This is a genomic window from Microbacterium enclense, assembly GCA_038182865.1.
Taxonomy (GTDB): Bacteria; Actinomycetota; Actinomycetes; order Actinomycetales; family Microbacteriaceae; genus Microbacterium; species Microbacterium enclense_B.
Genome location: CP116226.1, coordinates 2,645,053 through 2,662,174, shown reverse-complemented (window position 1 = coordinate 2,662,174; position 17,122 = coordinate 2,645,053). Strand labels below are relative to the sequence as shown.

Genomic DNA, 17,122 nt, shown 5'->3' with positions numbered 1-17,122 from the left:
CGGAGTTCTGAGGCTCAGGTGTCAACGGGGTTGACATTCGCGAAATCCACCCGTTTGGGGGACAGACGCATGTTGGTGCGGCCGATAATGTCGAATCAACTCCCGCAGGATCACCGCATCATCCCGAGCCGGAACCCGGGAGCCAGTCAACGGGGGTGACTATGGTCAGGGCTACCCCGCGCAAAATTTCAAGGCGCGCAGCTCTGCAATTGCTGGGTATAGGCGCTGCGGTGCCGACACTGCAGGTGTCCGAAGCTGCGATGGCTGCGAGCGATTCGCCGACGGCTGCGCCCTCACCCTCCCCGTCAGTGCGTATCGACGTTTTGGAACGTGTTACTGCCACCGTCTTCGGCACGGCCGGCGACTCTAGGTCAGACGTTGACTTTCCATGCTTGATCAAGATTGACGCAACGGGAGGACCCACGACCCTCACGGTGTCCTGGGATGGACGGATCTGGACCGCTTCCGACCGAGCAGTGATCGAAGACCGGAATGGCCAACTAAGCGTGCTGACTGCTTCCAACAGCACTGCCTCATCCGTGACCTTCACGATCCCCGCCGAAACAGTCCGACTCGCGCCTCAGGCACGGGTGGCGGCCATCTATCCCTCGGACACGTTCGACGACCCAGTGGCAACACGCATCGAATTTGGAACAGTCGAGACGACGCTGGAGGTCCGCGCGGTCTCGGTCCAGGCATGGGGAGCGGAACTGGTCGTTGCATGGACGCTTCTTGATAGCCAGTACGTACCTTCGATCGTTCAGCTTCGGAACGTCGGGCCCGGCAGTGTCCCAGAAGGGGTAGAGGTTGAATACTCTCTGACTCCGTCGGGCGCAGACCTTGTCGAAGCCACGCCTGACATCACCTCTGACGCAAAACAAGGCGTTGGAGCCTCCGAACGACGATCATGCCGCTTCGGCGTCCCGTCGTCGACGCCCGTAGGCGATGTTTACGAAGTGAGCTTCGCGCTCGCTGACGTCGATTCGACACGGCCGAGCCTCACCCAAAGTCCGACAGTGACCGTGGTGATCCCCGACAATGGCTTGCCTGGGTGTCGAGCAACTGGTCTCTACTCTTCCGCTCCGGTCAGCAGCTCCGGTACGGCTCTCTCCGACTTCTCTGAACCCGAAACTGCGTAACTATGGCGAATCCGAAAGTCCTTGAGTTTCAGAAATGGCTGAATGCCACATACAAGACGAACTCACAGTGGATCAAGGTCCCGGAGAACGAGCAACCGGGATGGCCGACGATGTACGCGGCTACAAGGGCGCTGCAGATAGAACTCGGCATCACCTCCCTCTCGGATAGCTTCGGCCCCGCAACCCAAGCGCGTTTCACGTCTCAGTTTGGATCCCTCAGCCCAACCACAACGGCAGGGAAGACACGGGTCATACGAATCCTCCAGGGTGCGCTGTGGACGAAGGGGTATACCGGCGGTTGGGAGAACGGAAAGTTCGACGCCGCCGTTAGCTCAAGCATCTCTACCGTCAACGCCGACCTCGGCTTGTCATCCGCGGTGATGACAGTGAACGCGAAGCTCATGAAGTCGCTGCTCACCATGGACGCGTACATCTTGATCGGCGCAGGTACGGAGGCAAAGCGAGCCGCTCAGCAGTGGCTCAATGCGCGATACTCGTCGCGGGCTGACTTTCCGTTACTACCCACGGACGGTCTGTATTCGCGCAACACCCAGATCGGCCTCATGTACGGCATCCAGTACGAACTGGACATGAAAGACGGCGTCGCGAACGGAAACTTCGGACCTGGAACACAGTCCGGCCTGAAGGCAAACGCTACCGTTCAGCTCAACTCTGTGGATAGCGGCAAACGATGGGTGCGGTTGTTCCAATGCGCCTTACGATTCAACGATTATCCAGCGCCGCTGTCGGGAAAATTTGACAGTGCGACCCAGGAATTCACCAAGTCATTTCAGAGGTACGCAGAGCTTCCGCAAACCGGCGTAGGCAACTACACCACGTGGGCTGGTCTCCTTGTGAGCACTGGAGATGAAAATCGCGCTGGCGCGGCAAGCGATATGAGCACGCAACTCAGCGCGGCACAGTGCGCGCTCATATACCAAAAGGGGTACCGCACTGTTGGGCGTTACCTGACCGTCGACGGCAAGAGATACGCGCCCGGAGAGTTGGAGCGGATTTTCGCGGCGGGACTGAAGACGTTCCCCATCATGCAGGAAGACAACACGAACGAGAATGAGTTCAGTCGTCCCAAAGGGCTCGACCATGGATTCCAAGCCGCGAGACGACTTCGACAACTCGGCTTCAAGGAAGGGACAACGGTATTCTTCGCCGTTGATTTCGACGCAATCGATGATCAAATAACCTCGCGTATCCTCCCGTACTTCCGCGGCGTGAAGTACTACCTCGACCGACTGTCCGTGAAGTACAAGATTGGCGTCTACGGAACAAGGAACGTCTGCACGAGAGTCATCAAAGAAGGTCTTGCGTCAGAGGCCTTCATTGCCTCAATGTCCTGGGGGTGGAGCGGAAATCTCGGCTTCAGCCTCCCTCCATCTTGGTCATATGACCAGATCGCTGGGTTAACGTTGAGCGATTCCTCCGCTTCGGTGGAGATTGACAAGAACGTTCAGTCAAGTCGAGCCACACCAGCTGGGAGCGACAGCGTGTACCCGACGGCGTTGCGGACCACGTCAGCCGGTACACAGTTCGACGAAGACTACCTCTGGTACTTTGCGGAGAACATCGTCAAAGCCGAGGCAGCCGATCCCGACGGTTTCCCCGTCGACTACGTTCTTCGCTACATACAGAGGCTCGAGCCAAACTACCAAGCTCCGGTCTGGACGTTGTACGCCCCGGCGTCAGAGAACGACCCCATCTACCTAGACCGGCCGGTTGGCTGGGCGCAAGCGCGACGAGACGCCCGCGCTGCATTTGAGGCGATCGCCACTGCGCCCGCCGACTCGCAGATCCCGCGTATGACACATTTCGCAGCATCCCTGCGTGGCTACCTACGGTGGGTCTGGGAAGAACCCACAGTGTGGGCCCGAACAGCAGACCTCGCCGGGTGGGCAGGTGACCTCGTCAACGCGTGGAACGACTATTACGCAAACTATAGAGCGTCGTCGCCCTCTATTCGCGATTGGTTCAAGAAGAACGTTGGGGGTCCATCCTCGGGGCGGTTCTCTCAGGAGGATCTACTCTGCGATGTCGACGCTTACTTGACGCGGTCGCTGATGGCGTCAGGGATGAGTTTCTTAGAGAGTGTTCGTCAAATTGAGTATGAGTGCTCTCGGGACTCGACGTGGCGCTACCGAGAGTTTGCGGCCCGTCGCTTCGGTGGTTCGAAGGCGAACGCAGCAGAGGGCGGGGCGAGCCTGTTCGTGCACTGGATTTGGGTCGAACGTGCCTTGAAGGAGTTTTTGGACGAAGGGGTTCCTGCGCCGTCGGATGCTGAGTCGAAACAAATCGGTCTGGGTTTCGCAGATGCACTTTTCGCTCGATTCAAGTGAGAGTAGCGCCATGAGCCCTCGCAACTCTGATGTGCAGGGCAGAGCCTCGAAGGCGCTGGGATGGCTCTTCACCGCACTATCGCTCCCGATATCAGTGGCAGTGTGGTGGAGCGGACTAGTTTTTTGGCAACAGCTTCACTCTTGCCCGAGCGGGCTGGCAGCGAGCGTCTTGCTGATTGGTGCGATTCTGGCGTCAATCGCGGTATCAGCTATCAGTCTGTTTGCGTACGTCGACTTGCGTACTTCTGCACTATCACGCGTCGTAGCCACTATCCTGCCCGGCGTCGTCTTGCTCCTGTATGCGTTCGTGCTGACCGCTTCGCTTGCGTACCCGGCGATACCACCCGGAACCCGCCTACCCGGGGCGATAGTGGAGTCAGTCCTCACGTTGTTGCCATCCGTCGCGCTCTTTGGAGCTACATGCATTGTCGCGTGGTTCTCTCATACTCGCACGGCGCGGCTAACCATGCTCGGTGTGTGGTCCGGCGTAGTCGCGCTAGCCGGCCTCGTATCACTCGCGCTTTATTACCGGATTATTTGTTGACCTGGATGTTTGCAACAATCAATGACCATCCACTTCACGTCATGGAGGAAAGTATGCACAACAAGCGAGGGCGTGCCGTTTCTCGACGCACGCTGATGATAGGCGTCGCTAGTGGTGTCGGGATGCTCGGTTTGTCGACCGGATCCGCATTCGCGGCTGACGCGAACACCAGTGCCGAGCCCGAGCTTCGAAGCTCTGAGGAGTTCCTTCGGGCGATGCCCAGTGCCGGAGTGACAGATCTGGAGGGCATCCACGCGGAGTATGTTGAGGCGGTGGCAGCATTCCCCTTCCCGCTCCCGCCCGGATTTGCATTTTCCTGCAAAATCTGGCCTGGAAAACATCGCGCCGAATTTCATGCCGAACGATGTTCCCGTGGTGTGGCGCCGAGGGAATGGGTACGCCGAAGTCTTCATGTACTGGCAGAGTGCCATGGCGACGGCAGCGCTGAATGCGCATTCGCGGGATGACGAAGAGGAGGTGCGTCGGATCCTTGACTCTCTTGAGAATGGATGCAATTCTGCGGTTCGGCGTGCTGTTCTTGAGGATCCGGACAACGCGTTCATAAAGAACCACCTTGCTCCTGCTCGCGGCGGTGACTTCAGTGAGCTCGAAAGTTTTCGCCTGGCGTAACTGTTCGAATCTCAGGCAAAAGCGGATCATCTAGAAAGGCAATATAATGGCGTGGACTACGTACCGTGTTCCAGCACAGAACGAGCAGTGGCAAGGCAGTGGGTACGAAGAGGGCTTCGATACGTACCGCTATATGAAGGGGAACGTCCAGGCTCGGCTCATAAGCGTGACTTTGCCAGGAGATGCGTATTGGGAGCACGCCCAGTTGTTCGTGCGGCTGCTCGACGCTGGTGGCACCCAGTACGGCGCCCACTGGATCAACAAGACCTACGGGGTCATGCCGGGGTTCGCCCGCATTGGGGTCGTGACGGGGGGCAGGAATATCCGATTGCGGACGCAGGCCAACTTTGTTGCTCCGTCGTGGTGGGTCATGGAGTTGCGCTATGACGGTCTCAATGTCTCCTAAGCTTCGTCACACCAGAGTGACACCGACCCTCCTGGTTATCCTCTTCAGCGTCGGCGCACTCGCAGGCTGTACATCGTCGGATGGCGTTGACGTCACGGAGTCGGTGGTGCCTACGCAGTCGAGTCCGCCGACTCATTCCGCTTCTCCGTCGAGTGAAGGCTCGTCGACCACGCAGGGTCGAGACCGCTGTGATCCTGATAGCACCATGGTGGCTCACGCGAACCCCGGACGGATCGAGGCCGAATCGTTTGTAGGTATGCGAGATCTCGGTCCGCGGCCGGGCGCGATGGGAACGGCTGCGTCGGGCGAGGAGGGCAGACCCGCTGCCTACGTCGTCGCAGCGAATGACTCCCAGATCGCGGTTGCCGAACGTTTCTGCCTGATTTCCGGCGAACTGTCGCTGCTCAACGAAGTGCGGCGGTTCGACCCGACCGCATTGGAGCCAGACGTCCTTTATGCCGGTGACACGCTCAACCTCGATCCATGCACCATCGCCACGGTGGGCGATGTGAACGGGAAAATCAACGACAACGAACCAGCGTTCCCTCTGCCGCAAGACTGCTGAGCGGGTCTTTCGCGGCAATCGCGCCGGTCGGTCGGGCAACACGGGCTCTTCCGCAGCTTGCTGGCACAATGCGGCCTAGGTGGCGGCCGACTCATATCGGCCGCGCCGCGCCTGGTCTTCGATAGAAAGTCCGCTCGATCGGACGGTTGGCCTCGGGCATGTTCTGTCGTTCACTGGGGACAGCGGGTGTTGCAGTTCAGTCCTGGCACCCGCTCCATAGCTTCGTTGCCGGTATGCGGTCTTGGAGAGAACCATCCGAGTTCTCGGGCCGCACCCGTCAAGGAAGGTGACCCGCCCATGAGCGAGTCCAACACCACCGCCCCGCCCGCCTCGGTCTCGTCCGCTAACGGACTCGGCTACGGCCCTATCAAACCCCTCGCGGTCAGACTCAACGAGTCCACCCGCATCCAGCTGGACATCATCGCCCAGCTCAACGACCGGACTGTCACCGACGAAGTCCGCCTCGCCATCGAAGCCTGGATCGACAAGGCCCGAACTGATCCGCACATCCAACGCCGCGCAGAAGACGTCCGCGATGAGATCGAACGCGAGGCAGCGGGCAAACGCGACGCCATCGCCGCTATCTTCGACGCGACACCGGCGCCGAAGACGCCGCGGACGCCGCCGAAGCCCCAGGGCACCTGACGGCTCCACCTCACCCGGGCGGTCGGCTCGAGCTTTCGTTCATCCGGACGCTTGCTCGCCGGCCGCCCGCCTCACCCTCGCCGCGAGCGATGAACGTGCCTCGTTGGTGCTCTGCGATTCCACGAGAACCATCCCGGTTCCCGGTCGCACGCACAAAGGAGGAACACCACCATGGTGCAGGGCATCATCATCCCGGCAGACAACACCGCATCGCTCAGAGCCGTCAGGTTGGATTCGCTTGAGGACTTTCAGCGGGCCGTCGGCGGCTGGATTGAAGCGGTCGACATCCCCGACCTCGGCGTCACGATGTACGTCAACGAGGAGGGGCTCATCCGCGACTTACCGTTCAACCGGCGCGCCACGTTTCTATGGCGATTCCACGTCCCGCAGGCCAGCGACGCCCGCCTCGTCGGCGACGTCGCAGTGGTCGGACTTACCGACGATGAGGGCGAGAACGGCGAGCTACCCGAGGAGCTCCGGAGCAGGCTGATCGAACCGGGGATCTATCGAGTCCGCACGCGCGAGCAAGGCAAAACCCGGTGGCACGAGGAGCCGATCGACCGAGACGATTACGTCGAAACGATGGTCTGGGCGGCGCTTCTGCAAGAGATGTCACCCGCGCTGGAGGTGCGGATCGAGCGCGTTGACGGCAGCGGTGACGTGAATAGTCGACCTTGACGAAGGGCGGTGGTCATCCGAACCACCGCCCTTCTTCCGTCGGCGTTCTTGGCTCTTGCGAGCGAGACGAGTAGGTCTCGCTGAGGCCCTGGCGATGCCGCCAGACGGCCTAACTTGCGGTGGACAGCTTGGCAGGGGGATGGTTGTACGACGACGGTCGCCCTCATCAAATGGTGCGCCACGTCCGGCATAGCAAGCGCCCGATGCCTGTCGGATGATGCAGGAGGAGTTAGCACGATGAGCGTGACAGCGGACGTCAACGAACCTGACACCATGCAAGTGGTCGCTGAGGGCCTGGTGCCGTACGTGACGCGGTTCATCCTCAATGACTGGGACTGGCGGCGATGGATGACAGAGCCGCCAACCATTCGCCCAGGCGTCGATGAGCCAAGGGCGTTGCCGCCAGGCTACGTGTCGAATTCAGCTTGGTCGATCGCCTTCGAGGGTGCGTATCCTTGGGCTATATCTTTCGCTGCCCTCCAGTTCGAAGATGGCCCAATTAAGGACTACGTGGGTCCCCATCAGGTGTTCCTCGAATGCGAAACGGGGTACGCAATTAGCGTTCATTACGACAGTCGCGAGTAACGGGGCTGTGCCCGTCTCTTTCGGCGGCGGTGTCCGGGGGAGCAAGCTGCTATGGCTACGGGTAGCCCTTCTTGGGCGAGTGCTAGCCCTTCGCGCTTGTCTATTTTTTGCGGTCTACGGTGGTCACTGAGCGAGGTTACCCGTTATCTATAAGGGGAAGAAGTCCCCGGGGGAGGTGAATGCCGTGGCGGAGTCGCGTGTATCCGTTCAACCAAGGCCACTGTCAGTGCGTCGACTGGAAGCAAGGGTAAAAGCAGTCCTACGGTGTCGGATCGAAGATCTCCCGGCAACCCCCGCAACGCAATTGGCGGTGGGCTGGTTGCGTGCCCTGCACCACCAGATCCTTGCTCTGCTTTGCCTCGCTCGCACCGGTCTCGACGGATCTGCATCACCAAACGCGCGAACCCTGGCCGAGCTTTCCGGGCGCCTGGTGTGGCTGCACGAGCTAGAGGATCGCTCCGCCGCGATGCCCAGCCTCGTGGCGGAAGCAAAGCGGCTCGACACGCGCCGCGTATCGCATCTGGCCGCGATGGGAGCCGACGCTGAGCTTGACCCACTTCTCGCAACCTTGGATGTATCGATGCTTGGCGTCGTCGATTCCTCGATCGACAACGAAGCTCGGGCGTTCGTCGCCGCTTTGAAGAGGACGAAAGGCCCTGCGCTCTATGAGATGTGGCAGGAGGCATCTCAGTTCACTCATGCCACCGCCCGACTGGCCATCGACTGGGCACCGATCGAGAACGGCGGATTTTCCGAGTCCAAGCCTTCCTACGACTGGACCAGCGTTCTCCATATCACCTCGCTCTACCTGTGCGGCATTACAGGGAGCATTGTGCGAGACGAGGGTGCAGAGCTAAAGGATGCGATGCGCTTTGCCCGGGCGATGCGGTGCAGGCAACGAGGAACTGGATTGCTCTTATGAACTGCCGGCGGCGTCACGGTCTCGCGGACGAGTGGCGAGCTTCGCCCGGCGCCTGTCCTGCCACACGGCCCTGCCGTAACGCCACGCGGTGTCAGCCGCTATGTTGGCCCCGATCGCGATAAACGGCACAGTCAGCTCCGCGGCAAGGGAGGCCTGACCACCCGTGCGGCTCAAGGCAATCCGGCCACCAGCTATACCGAGACCGCCCTGACGTTTCGGTCCACCCCCGAGGTTCGAATAGATTGCGTTGGTACGCGGAGGACCGTGGAGGGTGGGAATCGGGGTGCCGGTGCTCGCGAAGCCCTTGGCCGCACGGTCGAACATCCACTGCTGCGCAGCGCGGTTGGCGGCGTCGCCCGTACCCGCAGCTGCAGCTACCGATGGAAGGCAGCCGACCAACGACTCCTTGAAGGCTGCGACCAGGCGGGGATCCAACATGGCGCAAAACATACCAGTTCGACGTCGGATCTACTTAGACAGTGCGAGATGTCTATCGCTCTTCGATCCGAACGTCCGCAAACTCGTCTGACCACCACGCTGTGTACTTGATGCCGTTTTGGTCTCGCCACCGCACCCCATGCTCGGCAGCGCCGGGAATGGGTAGGCGCGCGTGATCTGCAGGCAACGAGCAAGCGAAGTCGCCGTTACGAGCGCCACATGCCGGTGTCGATGTGCTCATGCGAGCAACTCTGCCAAACCCTTGGACATAGGGCCACCCTGCTGGGGCGACAGCACGTATCAGCCGCACTTCGCGACCCCCGTGACGACTGCTTGCGCCGAGAGTGCTGCTTGGGGCGGGCTGCATCGACCTGAGTCGTAACGCCGACCCTTCAGCTAGCGAAAACTGCAACCAAGCGCTCTTGCAGAGCGGCCTCCGCAGCGGCGCCTGCAGCTTGCTTGGAGGGGAAGGCCTGATCGAGCTTGATCACAGTCACGCCGAATAACGTCACCCTGACGCGCCAGCGTTCGGGGGTCAACGAATCGAGGGTGGCGATGATTTCGAACTTCGGGGTTGCAGAGTTGTGTTGGATTGTCCGCCGTACCCCCGGTTCCAGTCTGCCGTGCTCGTCATAGAACTCCTGGATCATGCGTCCAGGGTACGTCGGCACCCCGATCGTGAGGGAGTTCTACCGTAACTATGTTCGATTCGGCGTGCCGACTCGATCAACGTCCGAGGCCCCCCGTAGAGTGTCCAGCGTGGACCTCCTACCCGGCGACAGCGCGACTTTGCGCAAGGCTCGTGGGGCGTTCTTCACACCAGAACCGATCGCCGAGCATCTTGCTGCATGGGCGATCCAGGACGATCCCAACGCTAGGGTCATGGACCCCACGTGTGGTGACGGCGTCTTCTTGCTCGCCGCGGGTCGGAGGCTTCGTGCACTCGGCCAGGCAGATGACCTGGATAGCCAGCTATTCGGTGTCGATCTCCACGCGGCATCCCTCGGCGAGGCGGAGCGTCTCCTTGCGGAAGAGTCCCTCGAAGCACATCTGATTGCCTCGGACTTCTTTGAGTTGCAGACGCCCGATGTGCTGGATGCGCCAGTGCCCTACCTCGACGCGGTGATTGGCAACCCGCCATTCATCCGGTACCAAGAGCACACTGGAACGTCCCGGCGTCTCAGCGCCGAGGCCGCGCTTAAGCAGGGCGTTCGCCTGAGTGGGCTCGCGTCGTCGTGGGCGGCGAGCCTTGCTCATGCGGCGGGCTTCCTGAAGCCCGAGGGTCGCTTAGCGATGGTGTTGCCTGCGGAACTTCTTACTGTTGGGTACGCTGAGCCAATTCGCGCCTGGCTGCGATCGCGCTTCGAGCGCGTGAACCTCGTTCTGTTTGAGCGACTGCAGTTTCAGGACGCCCTCGCGGACGTGGTGCTTTTGCTCGCAGAGGGGCGCGGAGGCTGCGACTCCTTCTCGCTGTGGCATGTCGAGACTGCCGATGACCTTGCCAAGGTGCGGCCTTACATGCAACTCAACGTCACACCGCCCGAGTCGGGTAAGTGGACGGACATTCTCGTGCCGAAGGCTGCGCGCGGTCTCTACCGCGAGGTGCTGGCGCGTTCATTCAGCCCGCTGAGTGAGTACGGAACATCCGAACTTGGTGCGGTGACGGGCGCTAACAAGTTCTTCGTCATTTCAGAGTCGACGCGTCTGCAGTACAAGCTGTCTGAATCGCAGCTTGTTGCGGTCAGCCCGCCAGGTACGCGGCATCTTAGGAACCCGGCGTTCACTCGTGCGCAGTGGAACCAGCTTCGTGATGCCGATGAGCCTGTGTGGCTCTTCAGGCCTGAGGCGACTGACACATCAGAGGGTCGGATTGCGTACACCGCTTACGGTGAATCGCTTTCTATCGACCAAGGGTACAAGTGCCAGATTCGCACGCCCTGGTGGAGGCCGCCTGCGCCAGCAACGCCCGATCTCTTCTTTACCTACATGAGTCACAACTACCCGCGGCTAATCACGAACTCCGCCAAGGTTGGTTTCCTCAACTCGATGCACGGCGTCCGCTTGCACGCGTCGGCGCCGACCATCGCCGCCGCCGCACTCCCTTACATGTGCCTCAACTCGGTCACCATGCTTGGCGCTGAAATCAACGGACGTTCCTACGGTGGAGGAATCCTCAAAATGGAGCCCAGGGAGGCGGCTCTGCTTCCGTTGCCGTCACCGGAGGTGATGGCGAAGGCATGGCAAGCGCTCGAGCCGCAGCGACGCTCGCTCGATACTCAGCTTCGCAACGGCCAATGGACCGAAGTCGCCAAGCGAGTCGACGAGGCTGTACTCGGTGCTGGGGCGGGTCTGTCTACAGATGAGATTGCGCTACTGCTCGATGCGGCACGTCAACGGAGAGAACGGCGACTCCGTCGGGCAGAATGAGGCCATGGCTTCATCTGCTGATCCCAATGATCAAGCGCGCGTAGAAGCGCTCGTGGGCAATCCTTGGGACAAGGTGGAAACGCTCCGGGACCGTATCCAGGATCAGCTCGTCAAGAGCTTCCGGGAGGTCGAGTCTGACTTTCTAGATCTGCTCTGGACGATCGATACGTACCGCGTCGAGCAGGTCACGCCGCGCGCGGCGTCAGGGAGCAAGCTCAAGAAAGGTTCTGAGGGTGGCGAGGGAATCTATCGGAGCAAAGGCAACTTCTTCTCGGAAATCATCACTCTGATCTTGAGCAACAAGACCTCGAGCCCACTCGCATCTCGAAGCAACGTTCAGGGTTTCTCCCAGCTGCATCAGATCGACATCGCTTGGCCGGCGCGCCCGGGCAAGGCGCTGCAAGACCCCCTCATCTGCTGCGAAGCCAAATTGACCGGTGCGCCAGGCTTTGGTTCCACACCGGATCGCAAGGGACGTGCAGATTGGAGCAACCGTCGCAAGGAATTGAAGTTTCAGGCCACTGACCTGAAGCTCTATCGACAGCAGGAGAATACTCGCATCCAGCACTGGGATCAGTGGCGTCGTAAGGCTCCTCCTCTTGTCTACACGCTCTGGGCTGCGCGGCTATCGACACCCGAAGAATTTGCGAAGATGATCCAAGATGCGCAGGCCCTGACAGCCACATACCTCGACGGCGTTGGCATCTACGGCTTTATGAAGAACTCGGCGGGTGATGGGTACGTCGCCGCCTCAATATCGCGGGGTGTCTCGGAGCGGGTGACGAGCCTAGACAACGTGCTCGACCTGATCGCTGCCGAGATCTCCGACGTCATGGAGTCGCATAACAATCGAGTGCCTGAGCCAGTGATCCCCAGCTCCTTCGCGGCGGAAGCTTCCAAGATCGACGACATCGATGCGTCCAAACTCTTCTAAGGAGATCCGTGAGGCTAACGAAGACAGATCCTGATCTTGAGTCGCTTGTGCGCCGAATCCGCGAGGGCGAGCTTGATCTCCAGCCTGACTTTCAGCGCGATGAGATTTGGGACACTCCGCGCCGGCAACGTCTGATCGACACCATCCTGCGCGCGTGGTATGTACCTGCGATTCACGTGGTCGTGGATTCGGAAGGCGAGGATGTTGTGTTGGACGGACAGCAGCGGCTAGCTGCTATCCGCGACTTCTTCGCGAACAAGATCAGGGTGAATGGGTCGACGGAGCCTCCCGACGAGCGAATACGGCGGCTCGACGGCTTGACGTACGAGAAGCTCCCCGCCGAAGTTCGCCGCGCCGTGAACGGCTTCTCGATCTCTGTGATCAAGCTGGATGACTACGAGCCACAAGAGCCGAATGAGCTCTTCTTTCGACTCAACCAGTCTTACAACCTCACACCCCCGGAGAAGCGCAACGCTCTGCACGGAGAAGCTCGCGACCAAGTCAAGGAGTTGGTCGAGGACCTCAAACAGAGCGGACTTCTGACCAAGGAGCGGATCGGCTTCAGCAACAGTCGACTTGCCTACGATGACGTCATCGCGCGTGCGTGCGTGGCTCTCGAGATCGACGACATGCGCCGCCATATTAACAACAACGTGGTCGAGGCCCAGTACAGGAGCGGCGCGTTCGCGGAGACAACTATATCTGGGGTCCGATCTGCGGCGGCGCAACTACTTAGGTTGATCGACACGACGAAGAATCGCGTCCGATTCAACAAGGGCACGTTGCAGACCTGGTTGGTCTATTGTGCGTGGGCTCCCATTGATACGGGATTGATTCCCGATGATCTCCTTGCTCGGTTCGAGGAGCTCCGTTTCGAGGCGCGTGCCGACCGCAGTACCGACTTCCTCGGCCCACTTGTTGCGCTTTACGATGATCGTGCGTCGTATCGAGTGACCGACGTCTCCTCTGTTCTGATTCGAGACCTCGTGATCCATCTCGTTTCTGTGCACGAGTTTGATACGCGGCCGAAGCGAATGTCGGACAGCTTGATCCAGCAGCTTGAGGAGAGCCCGTCCAACTTTGTTCAAGGATCTGTGTCGGCCTTTATTGAGCAGGAGGACTGGGGGAACCCGATCATTGATGGGGATACGTCAGTATGAGGCGAGCCGACGAGCTCCGAGTTTGGCGCGATCTTCAAGCTGCATACACCAACGCGGCCCCGAACCTCTTCCCGATCGGGGCCGCCAGCGCCATTGATCTATCGCGCCCTTGTACTGTCCTTGGCGGACGAAACGGTTCCGGTAAGTCACGTTTGCTTCGTTCTATCGCTGTAAGCCTCGGCGAGGCGGCAGTTTATCTGGACCTTCATCACTTGTGTGAGCAGGCTCTCATCGTGCTCAGGTCGCTCAACAACCTCGACGAGATGAAAGACGAGCTGGGCTTGATCGGCCCAGACGACAAACGGCTAGACGACGTGCGACGGGTAGTAGGCCGCGGCTATGACTCGGTCGAATGGTACGCGCTTGACGTCGGGCCCGAGGGGGAGGAAATCGCAGCGAAATTCCGATGGGGCCGCGACCCCGATGACGATCCGCTGACGCCGTACTTCACGGTGAGCTATGCCGGCGTCACATACGATGCGTTGGAGATGGGGCTTGGCGAGTTCTCGGTTCACTTCCTCCTCTGGATTCTCGAGCAGTTCAAGGACCAAAAGAATCTCACTCTGCTGCTCGACGAGCCAGACGCATATCTCCCCCCAGTCGGTGTCGAAGCTCTTCTATCGCGACTTCTGGCGATCTGCCAGAAACGCGGTTGGCGGATGGTGATCTCAACGCACTCGGAAGAGATGATCGCTTCGGCCGTCGACCACGGCGCCTTCCTCCTCCTACGCATGGGTGAGAGCGGCTCGACTGACGCTTATCATTCCCGTGACGACCTGGCGGTTGCCGATACTCTGCTCGCCCGACCGCCTATCGAGCGCGTTCTGTTTGTCGAGGACGAGTCGGCCTGGTATCTATGCCGTGCCCTGCTCGATCAGGGTGACCGATCGCTGTCCAAAACCACCTCGCTTGTCTGGGGCGACGGCAATGGGTTCATGACGCGTCTACGCAGTAGTCTTCCCCGGCCCCCTAAGGCCGAGTTGGTGTTCGCTGTTGTGCCTGACGGTGATCAACGAGGGAAGATGTCTGACCGCCCGATTGACGGTCAGTGGCCGCTTCATTTCCTGCCTGAAACAGATGATCCCGATGAACTCTTCAGGACGCTCAAGAACGATCCCGTCGCACTGGCTGGAGCTCTGCACGTCGATTCTGCGGAGCTTCAGCGAAAGCTCGACGAACTAGAGGGCGAGGACGCGCACGACTGGGTCAACCGTCTCGGTGACGCGTACGGCAGACCACACGTTCTGACTGTTCTCGCTGCGTGTTGGGCCCAGGCGCACCCTGACGAGTCTGTTCGATTCGCCCTGATGGTTCGAGCCGGGGAATGACCGGAATGGGCGGAGCTAGCTGGATCTTCCTGTCATTTGTGCAAGAAGGCAGTTTGGGCTTCCGCGGCTAGCAACCACGTATGACAGAGGAGGATGCAATGAAGAAGCCGGAACTCGTTTGGCACTATACGGACGCGGAGGGCCTTCGGAGTATTGTCACTAACCGCGTCTTCTGGGCAACTTCTCACCGATTCATGAACGACTCCCAGGAGCCAAAGCACGCAACCGCGACGTTGAAGCAGGCGGGCCTCGTCGCGCGCGAGACGCTCGACCATGACCAGGCGCTTCGTTTCGACCAACTAATGCAATACGCCGAGCGCAACGGACTTGAGGCGTTCCTCCTCTGCGCTGCGCTGCAACCTGATCTGTTGACGGTGTGGAGGGGCTACGGATCGTCTGTCTCTTATGCGATCGAGTTAGACGCCAGTGTGAATTTTTTGCCAGTCGCGCAAGCTTCGGCTGACCGTCATCCCTTCCCGCCCGCATCTTGGAAGCGTGATGAGATCGATGAGGACGATGAGGGTGAACCCATCTATGGCCCTGATCCTGACGAGGTGAGGATTGAGTCTGACGGCTGGTGGCCAGTCCAGTACGACTCAACTACCGCGTTGAAGCGTGTCGAGCGTATCGCCGACCTAGCCCGCCGAGAGCCACATCCTCTCTCCGATACGCTGCTTCCTTGGGCAAATCTCGGAGGCATTGATTTGTTGCAACTCAAGAATCCGGCTTTTGTCGACGAGCGTGAAGCTCGCTTGGTGTTCGAGGTCAATCCCAGGTGGAAGTTCGTGAAACACCGATCGACGCGGTTCGGGCTCACTCCCTACATCGAAGTTTCGCCAGCAGACGGCGAGAACCAACGTGCGGCTAACGATCGATTTGTCACACACCCTGCCCGCAGGCTGCCAATACGCGCAGTACATATTGGACCGAGTCCTCTCGGCGACGAATCGGTGGACGCTCTACGCGAGTTCCTTGAGTTCAACGGCTACCCCGATCTTCCAGTTCTCAAGAGTGAGACCCCGTTTCGCTGAAGTGCACGCGGCGAACCAAATCTCGTCGTAGGGCGAAACGGCCAACACTCTGTTCCTTCAATCCTCTTGAGCCGTTACGAGACCGCCGCGGAGTCCGTGGAGAAGCTGACCTTTAGTTGTTTGTCGTGGTCGGTGGGTCCTAGACAACGATGATCTCACGATGCCTTACTAGGGCAGCGATTGTGTCACCGTTCGAGCGCTGCGAACAATCTTCGCGATAGTCGCTGGGTTGCGGCGGAGGACCTTGGCGATGTCCTTGATGTACGCGCCTGAGTCGTAGAGTTCCCTCGCCCGCTGCCGCTCCGCGTTCGTGATGGTTCGGCGGAGCGTGACGCCGGCTTCAACCAGATGGTTGGTGACTGTCTGGCGGTGGATCCCATACTTGTCCGCGATGGCGTAGACGCTGAGGCCTGTGCGGTAGTCCGCCATCACTTGTTCGAGCAGCACGGGGGTCATCTGGCGGAGGGAACGCGTTCCGGGCACATGCTCACGGATTCGTCCTCGCAGAGCACGACGAATCTCACCGTTTCGCAGTGCCTCGCGGAGCGCCGACAGGGGTCGTGAATTGTTCGCGAACGCTTCCATTGGGGCCACCAAACTTGCCTTACTCGAACAAATTACCGACATAGTAGTTACTCGGGGCGGAGTCCAGAGCGTCAGCGGTATCGCTGGCGCTCTTTGCGTTTGTGGCTGCCCATTCGGCTGCTGCAGCTTGGATCCGAGCGATGGGCTCGTGGACCTGGCCCTGAGCGCGCACCTGATGAGACTCATCCTCGATCCAAAGGACTGAGAAGAAGGCCTCGAGGATGCGCCGCTTGATCGGTTCGGATGCGGAGACGTAGAAGCTGTAAGGGCGCTCGAGCAGGTCGAGGTACGCCAAGACCACGTCCGCGTGACGCTGGATCTGTTCATCTGAGCGAGCGAGTTTGTCGACGATAGTCCGGCGTTGCACTGCGAGACTACGCAGCCGAGCTTCGACTGCACCCGCGGCGAGTGCTCCATCAGTAGCGATGTCGAGCAGATTCGACTCCTGCACTTCGAGCTTCTTCAGCTATGCAGCCAGCCGGGCTCGCGCCCTCCGCTCCCCCTGCTCCTGCACGGTGAGCGCATCACGCACGTGGCGCCTCATATCGGCGGCGAAGCCAAAATCAAGCGCCAGCCCGCGCACTTCCCGAGCAACGGCGCGCTCGAGCTCCGTGACTGGAAGGTGCGGAAGGTCGCATGGCGCGTCCTGACGACCGCGACACAGCGAGGGCGAGACGTTTCATCGAAGAACACAATGCAGGGCGGAGCCGGCAAGCGGAACGATGAGGGCTCGAGGAGATCCCCATTTTTTGATTGA

At 60.1% G+C, this 17,122-nt stretch carries 15 protein-coding genes; 12 read left to right on the top strand and 3 right to left on the bottom strand.

The annotated features are described in order from the left end of the window. Nucleotides 1–308: 308 nt before the first annotated feature. The 7 genes from PIR02_12490 (at nucleotide 309) to PIR02_12460 (ending at nucleotide 8,462) form a co-directional block, all read left to right on the top strand. Entirely contained in the window at nucleotides 309–1,139 is an 831-nt protein-coding gene (locus tag PIR02_12490; protein WZH35592.1) for a hypothetical protein, read from the top strand. Nucleotides 1,140–1,141: 2 nt separating this feature from the next. Continuing rightward, nucleotides 1,142–3,487, top strand: a complete 2,346-nt coding sequence (locus PIR02_12485) for a DUF1906 domain-containing protein (protein ID WZH35591.1) — start codon at nucleotides 1,142–1,144, stop codon at nucleotides 3,485–3,487. A gap of 1,220 nt (nucleotides 3,488–4,707) precedes the next feature. Continuing rightward, complete coding sequence (locus PIR02_12480; GenBank protein ID WZH35590.1) at nucleotides 4,708–5,067, top strand: hypothetical protein; 360 nt, start codon at nucleotides 4,708–4,710, stop codon at nucleotides 5,065–5,067. Between the two features lie 205 nt (nucleotides 5,068–5,272). Further along, nucleotides 5,273–5,632 carry a hypothetical protein gene (locus PIR02_12475; GenBank protein WZH35589.1) on the top strand — a complete coding sequence of 120 codons (360 nt, stop codon included), beginning with the start codon at nucleotides 5,273–5,275 and terminating at the stop codon, nucleotides 5,630–5,632. Nucleotides 5,633–5,929: 297 nt separating this feature from the next. Then, nucleotides 5,930–6,277, top strand: coding sequence for a hypothetical protein (locus PIR02_12470; GenBank protein ID WZH35588.1), 348 nt, complete (start codon nucleotides 5,930–5,932; stop codon nucleotides 6,275–6,277). Nucleotides 6,278–6,448: 171 nt separating this feature from the next. Further along, complete coding sequence (locus tag PIR02_12465; GenBank protein WZH35587.1) at nucleotides 6,449–6,955, top strand: DUF3846 domain-containing protein; 507 nt, start codon at nucleotides 6,449–6,451, stop codon at nucleotides 6,953–6,955. 904 nt (nucleotides 6,956–7,859) lie between these two features. Further along, complete coding sequence (locus tag PIR02_12460; protein ID WZH35586.1) at nucleotides 7,860–8,462, top strand: hypothetical protein; 603 nt, start codon at nucleotides 7,860–7,862, stop codon at nucleotides 8,460–8,462. An 830-nt stretch (nucleotides 8,463–9,292) separates the two neighbouring features. Here the strand turns inward: PIR02_12460 and PIR02_12455 are convergent. Continuing rightward, nucleotides 9,293–9,550, bottom strand: a complete 258-nt coding sequence (locus PIR02_12455) for a hypothetical protein (protein ID WZH35585.1) — start codon at nucleotides 9,548–9,550, stop codon at nucleotides 9,293–9,295. A 109-nt stretch (nucleotides 9,551–9,659) separates the two neighbouring features. Between PIR02_12455 and PIR02_12450 the strand changes: the two genes are divergently transcribed. The 5 genes from PIR02_12450 (at nucleotide 9,660) to PIR02_12430 (ending at nucleotide 15,780) form a co-directional block, all read left to right on the top strand. Further along, nucleotides 9,660–11,327: an N-6 DNA methylase gene (locus PIR02_12450; GenBank protein WZH35584.1), complete on the top strand. Its 1,668-nt coding sequence runs from the start codon at nucleotides 9,660–9,662 to the stop codon at nucleotides 11,325–11,327. Nucleotides 11,328–11,331: 4 nt separating this feature from the next. After that, complete coding sequence (locus tag PIR02_12445; protein WZH35583.1) at nucleotides 11,332–12,261, top strand: hypothetical protein; 930 nt, start codon at nucleotides 11,332–11,334, stop codon at nucleotides 12,259–12,261. 8 nt (nucleotides 12,262–12,269) lie between these two features. Then, the gene (locus PIR02_12440; GenBank protein WZH35582.1) at nucleotides 12,270–13,421 is read left to right on the top strand and encodes a DUF262 domain-containing protein; all 1,152 of its coding nucleotides are present in this window, start codon (nucleotides 12,270–12,272) and stop codon (nucleotides 13,419–13,421) included. Nucleotides 13,422–13,654: 233 nt separating this feature from the next. Next, complete coding sequence (locus PIR02_12435; protein WZH35581.1) at nucleotides 13,655–14,749, top strand: hypothetical protein; 1,095 nt, start codon at nucleotides 13,655–13,657, stop codon at nucleotides 14,747–14,749. An 80-nt stretch (nucleotides 14,750–14,829) separates the two neighbouring features. After that, nucleotides 14,830–15,780, top strand: coding sequence for a hypothetical protein (locus PIR02_12430; protein ID WZH35580.1), 951 nt, complete (start codon nucleotides 14,830–14,832; stop codon nucleotides 15,778–15,780). A 168-nt stretch (nucleotides 15,781–15,948) separates the two neighbouring features. Here PIR02_12430 and PIR02_12425 read toward each other — a convergent pair whose 3' ends face one another. Together PIR02_12425 and PIR02_12420 are read right to left on the bottom strand one after the other, a co-directional pair. After that, nucleotides 15,949–16,236: a helix-turn-helix domain-containing protein gene (locus PIR02_12425; GenBank protein WZH35579.1), complete on the bottom strand. Its 288-nt coding sequence runs from the start codon at nucleotides 16,234–16,236 to the stop codon at nucleotides 15,949–15,951. Nucleotides 16,237–16,384: 148 nt separating this feature from the next. Continuing rightward, nucleotides 16,385–16,816 (bottom strand): hypothetical protein, encoded by a 432-nt coding sequence (locus PIR02_12420; GenBank protein WZH35578.1) that lies wholly within the window; start codon nucleotides 16,814–16,816, stop codon nucleotides 16,385–16,387. Nucleotides 16,817–17,122 lie beyond the last annotated feature (306 nt).

Bases quoted from the DNA above. Each gene is read 5' to 3' on its own strand.
- PIR02_12445 (WZH35583.1), top strand. From the start codon at position 11,332: ATGGCTTCATCTGCTGATCCCAATGATCAAGCGCGCGTAGAAGCGCTC.
- PIR02_12425 (WZH35579.1), bottom strand. From the start codon at position 16,236: ATGACCCCCGTGCTGCTCGAACAAGTGATGGCGGACTACCGCACAGGC.
- PIR02_12480 (WZH35590.1), top strand. From the start codon at position 4,708: ATGGCGTGGACTACGTACCGTGTTCCAGCACAGAACGAGCAGTGGCAA.
- PIR02_12465 (WZH35587.1), top strand. From the start codon at position 6,449: ATGGTGCAGGGCATCATCATCCCGGCAGACAACACCGCATCGCTCAGA.
- PIR02_12455 (WZH35585.1), bottom strand. From the start codon at position 9,550: ATGATCCAGGAGTTCTATGACGAGCACGGCAGACTGGAACCGGGGGTA.
- PIR02_12485 (WZH35591.1), top strand. From the start codon at position 1,142: ATGGCGAATCCGAAAGTCCTTGAGTTTCAGAAATGGCTGAATGCCACA.
- PIR02_12430 (WZH35580.1), top strand. From the start codon at position 14,830: ATGACAGAGGAGGATGCAATGAAGAAGCCGGAACTCGTTTGGCACTAT.
- PIR02_12475 (WZH35589.1), top strand. From the start codon at position 5,273: ATGGTGGCTCACGCGAACCCCGGACGGATCGAGGCCGAATCGTTTGTA.
- PIR02_12470 (WZH35588.1), top strand. From the start codon at position 5,930: ATGAGCGAGTCCAACACCACCGCCCCGCCCGCCTCGGTCTCGTCCGCT.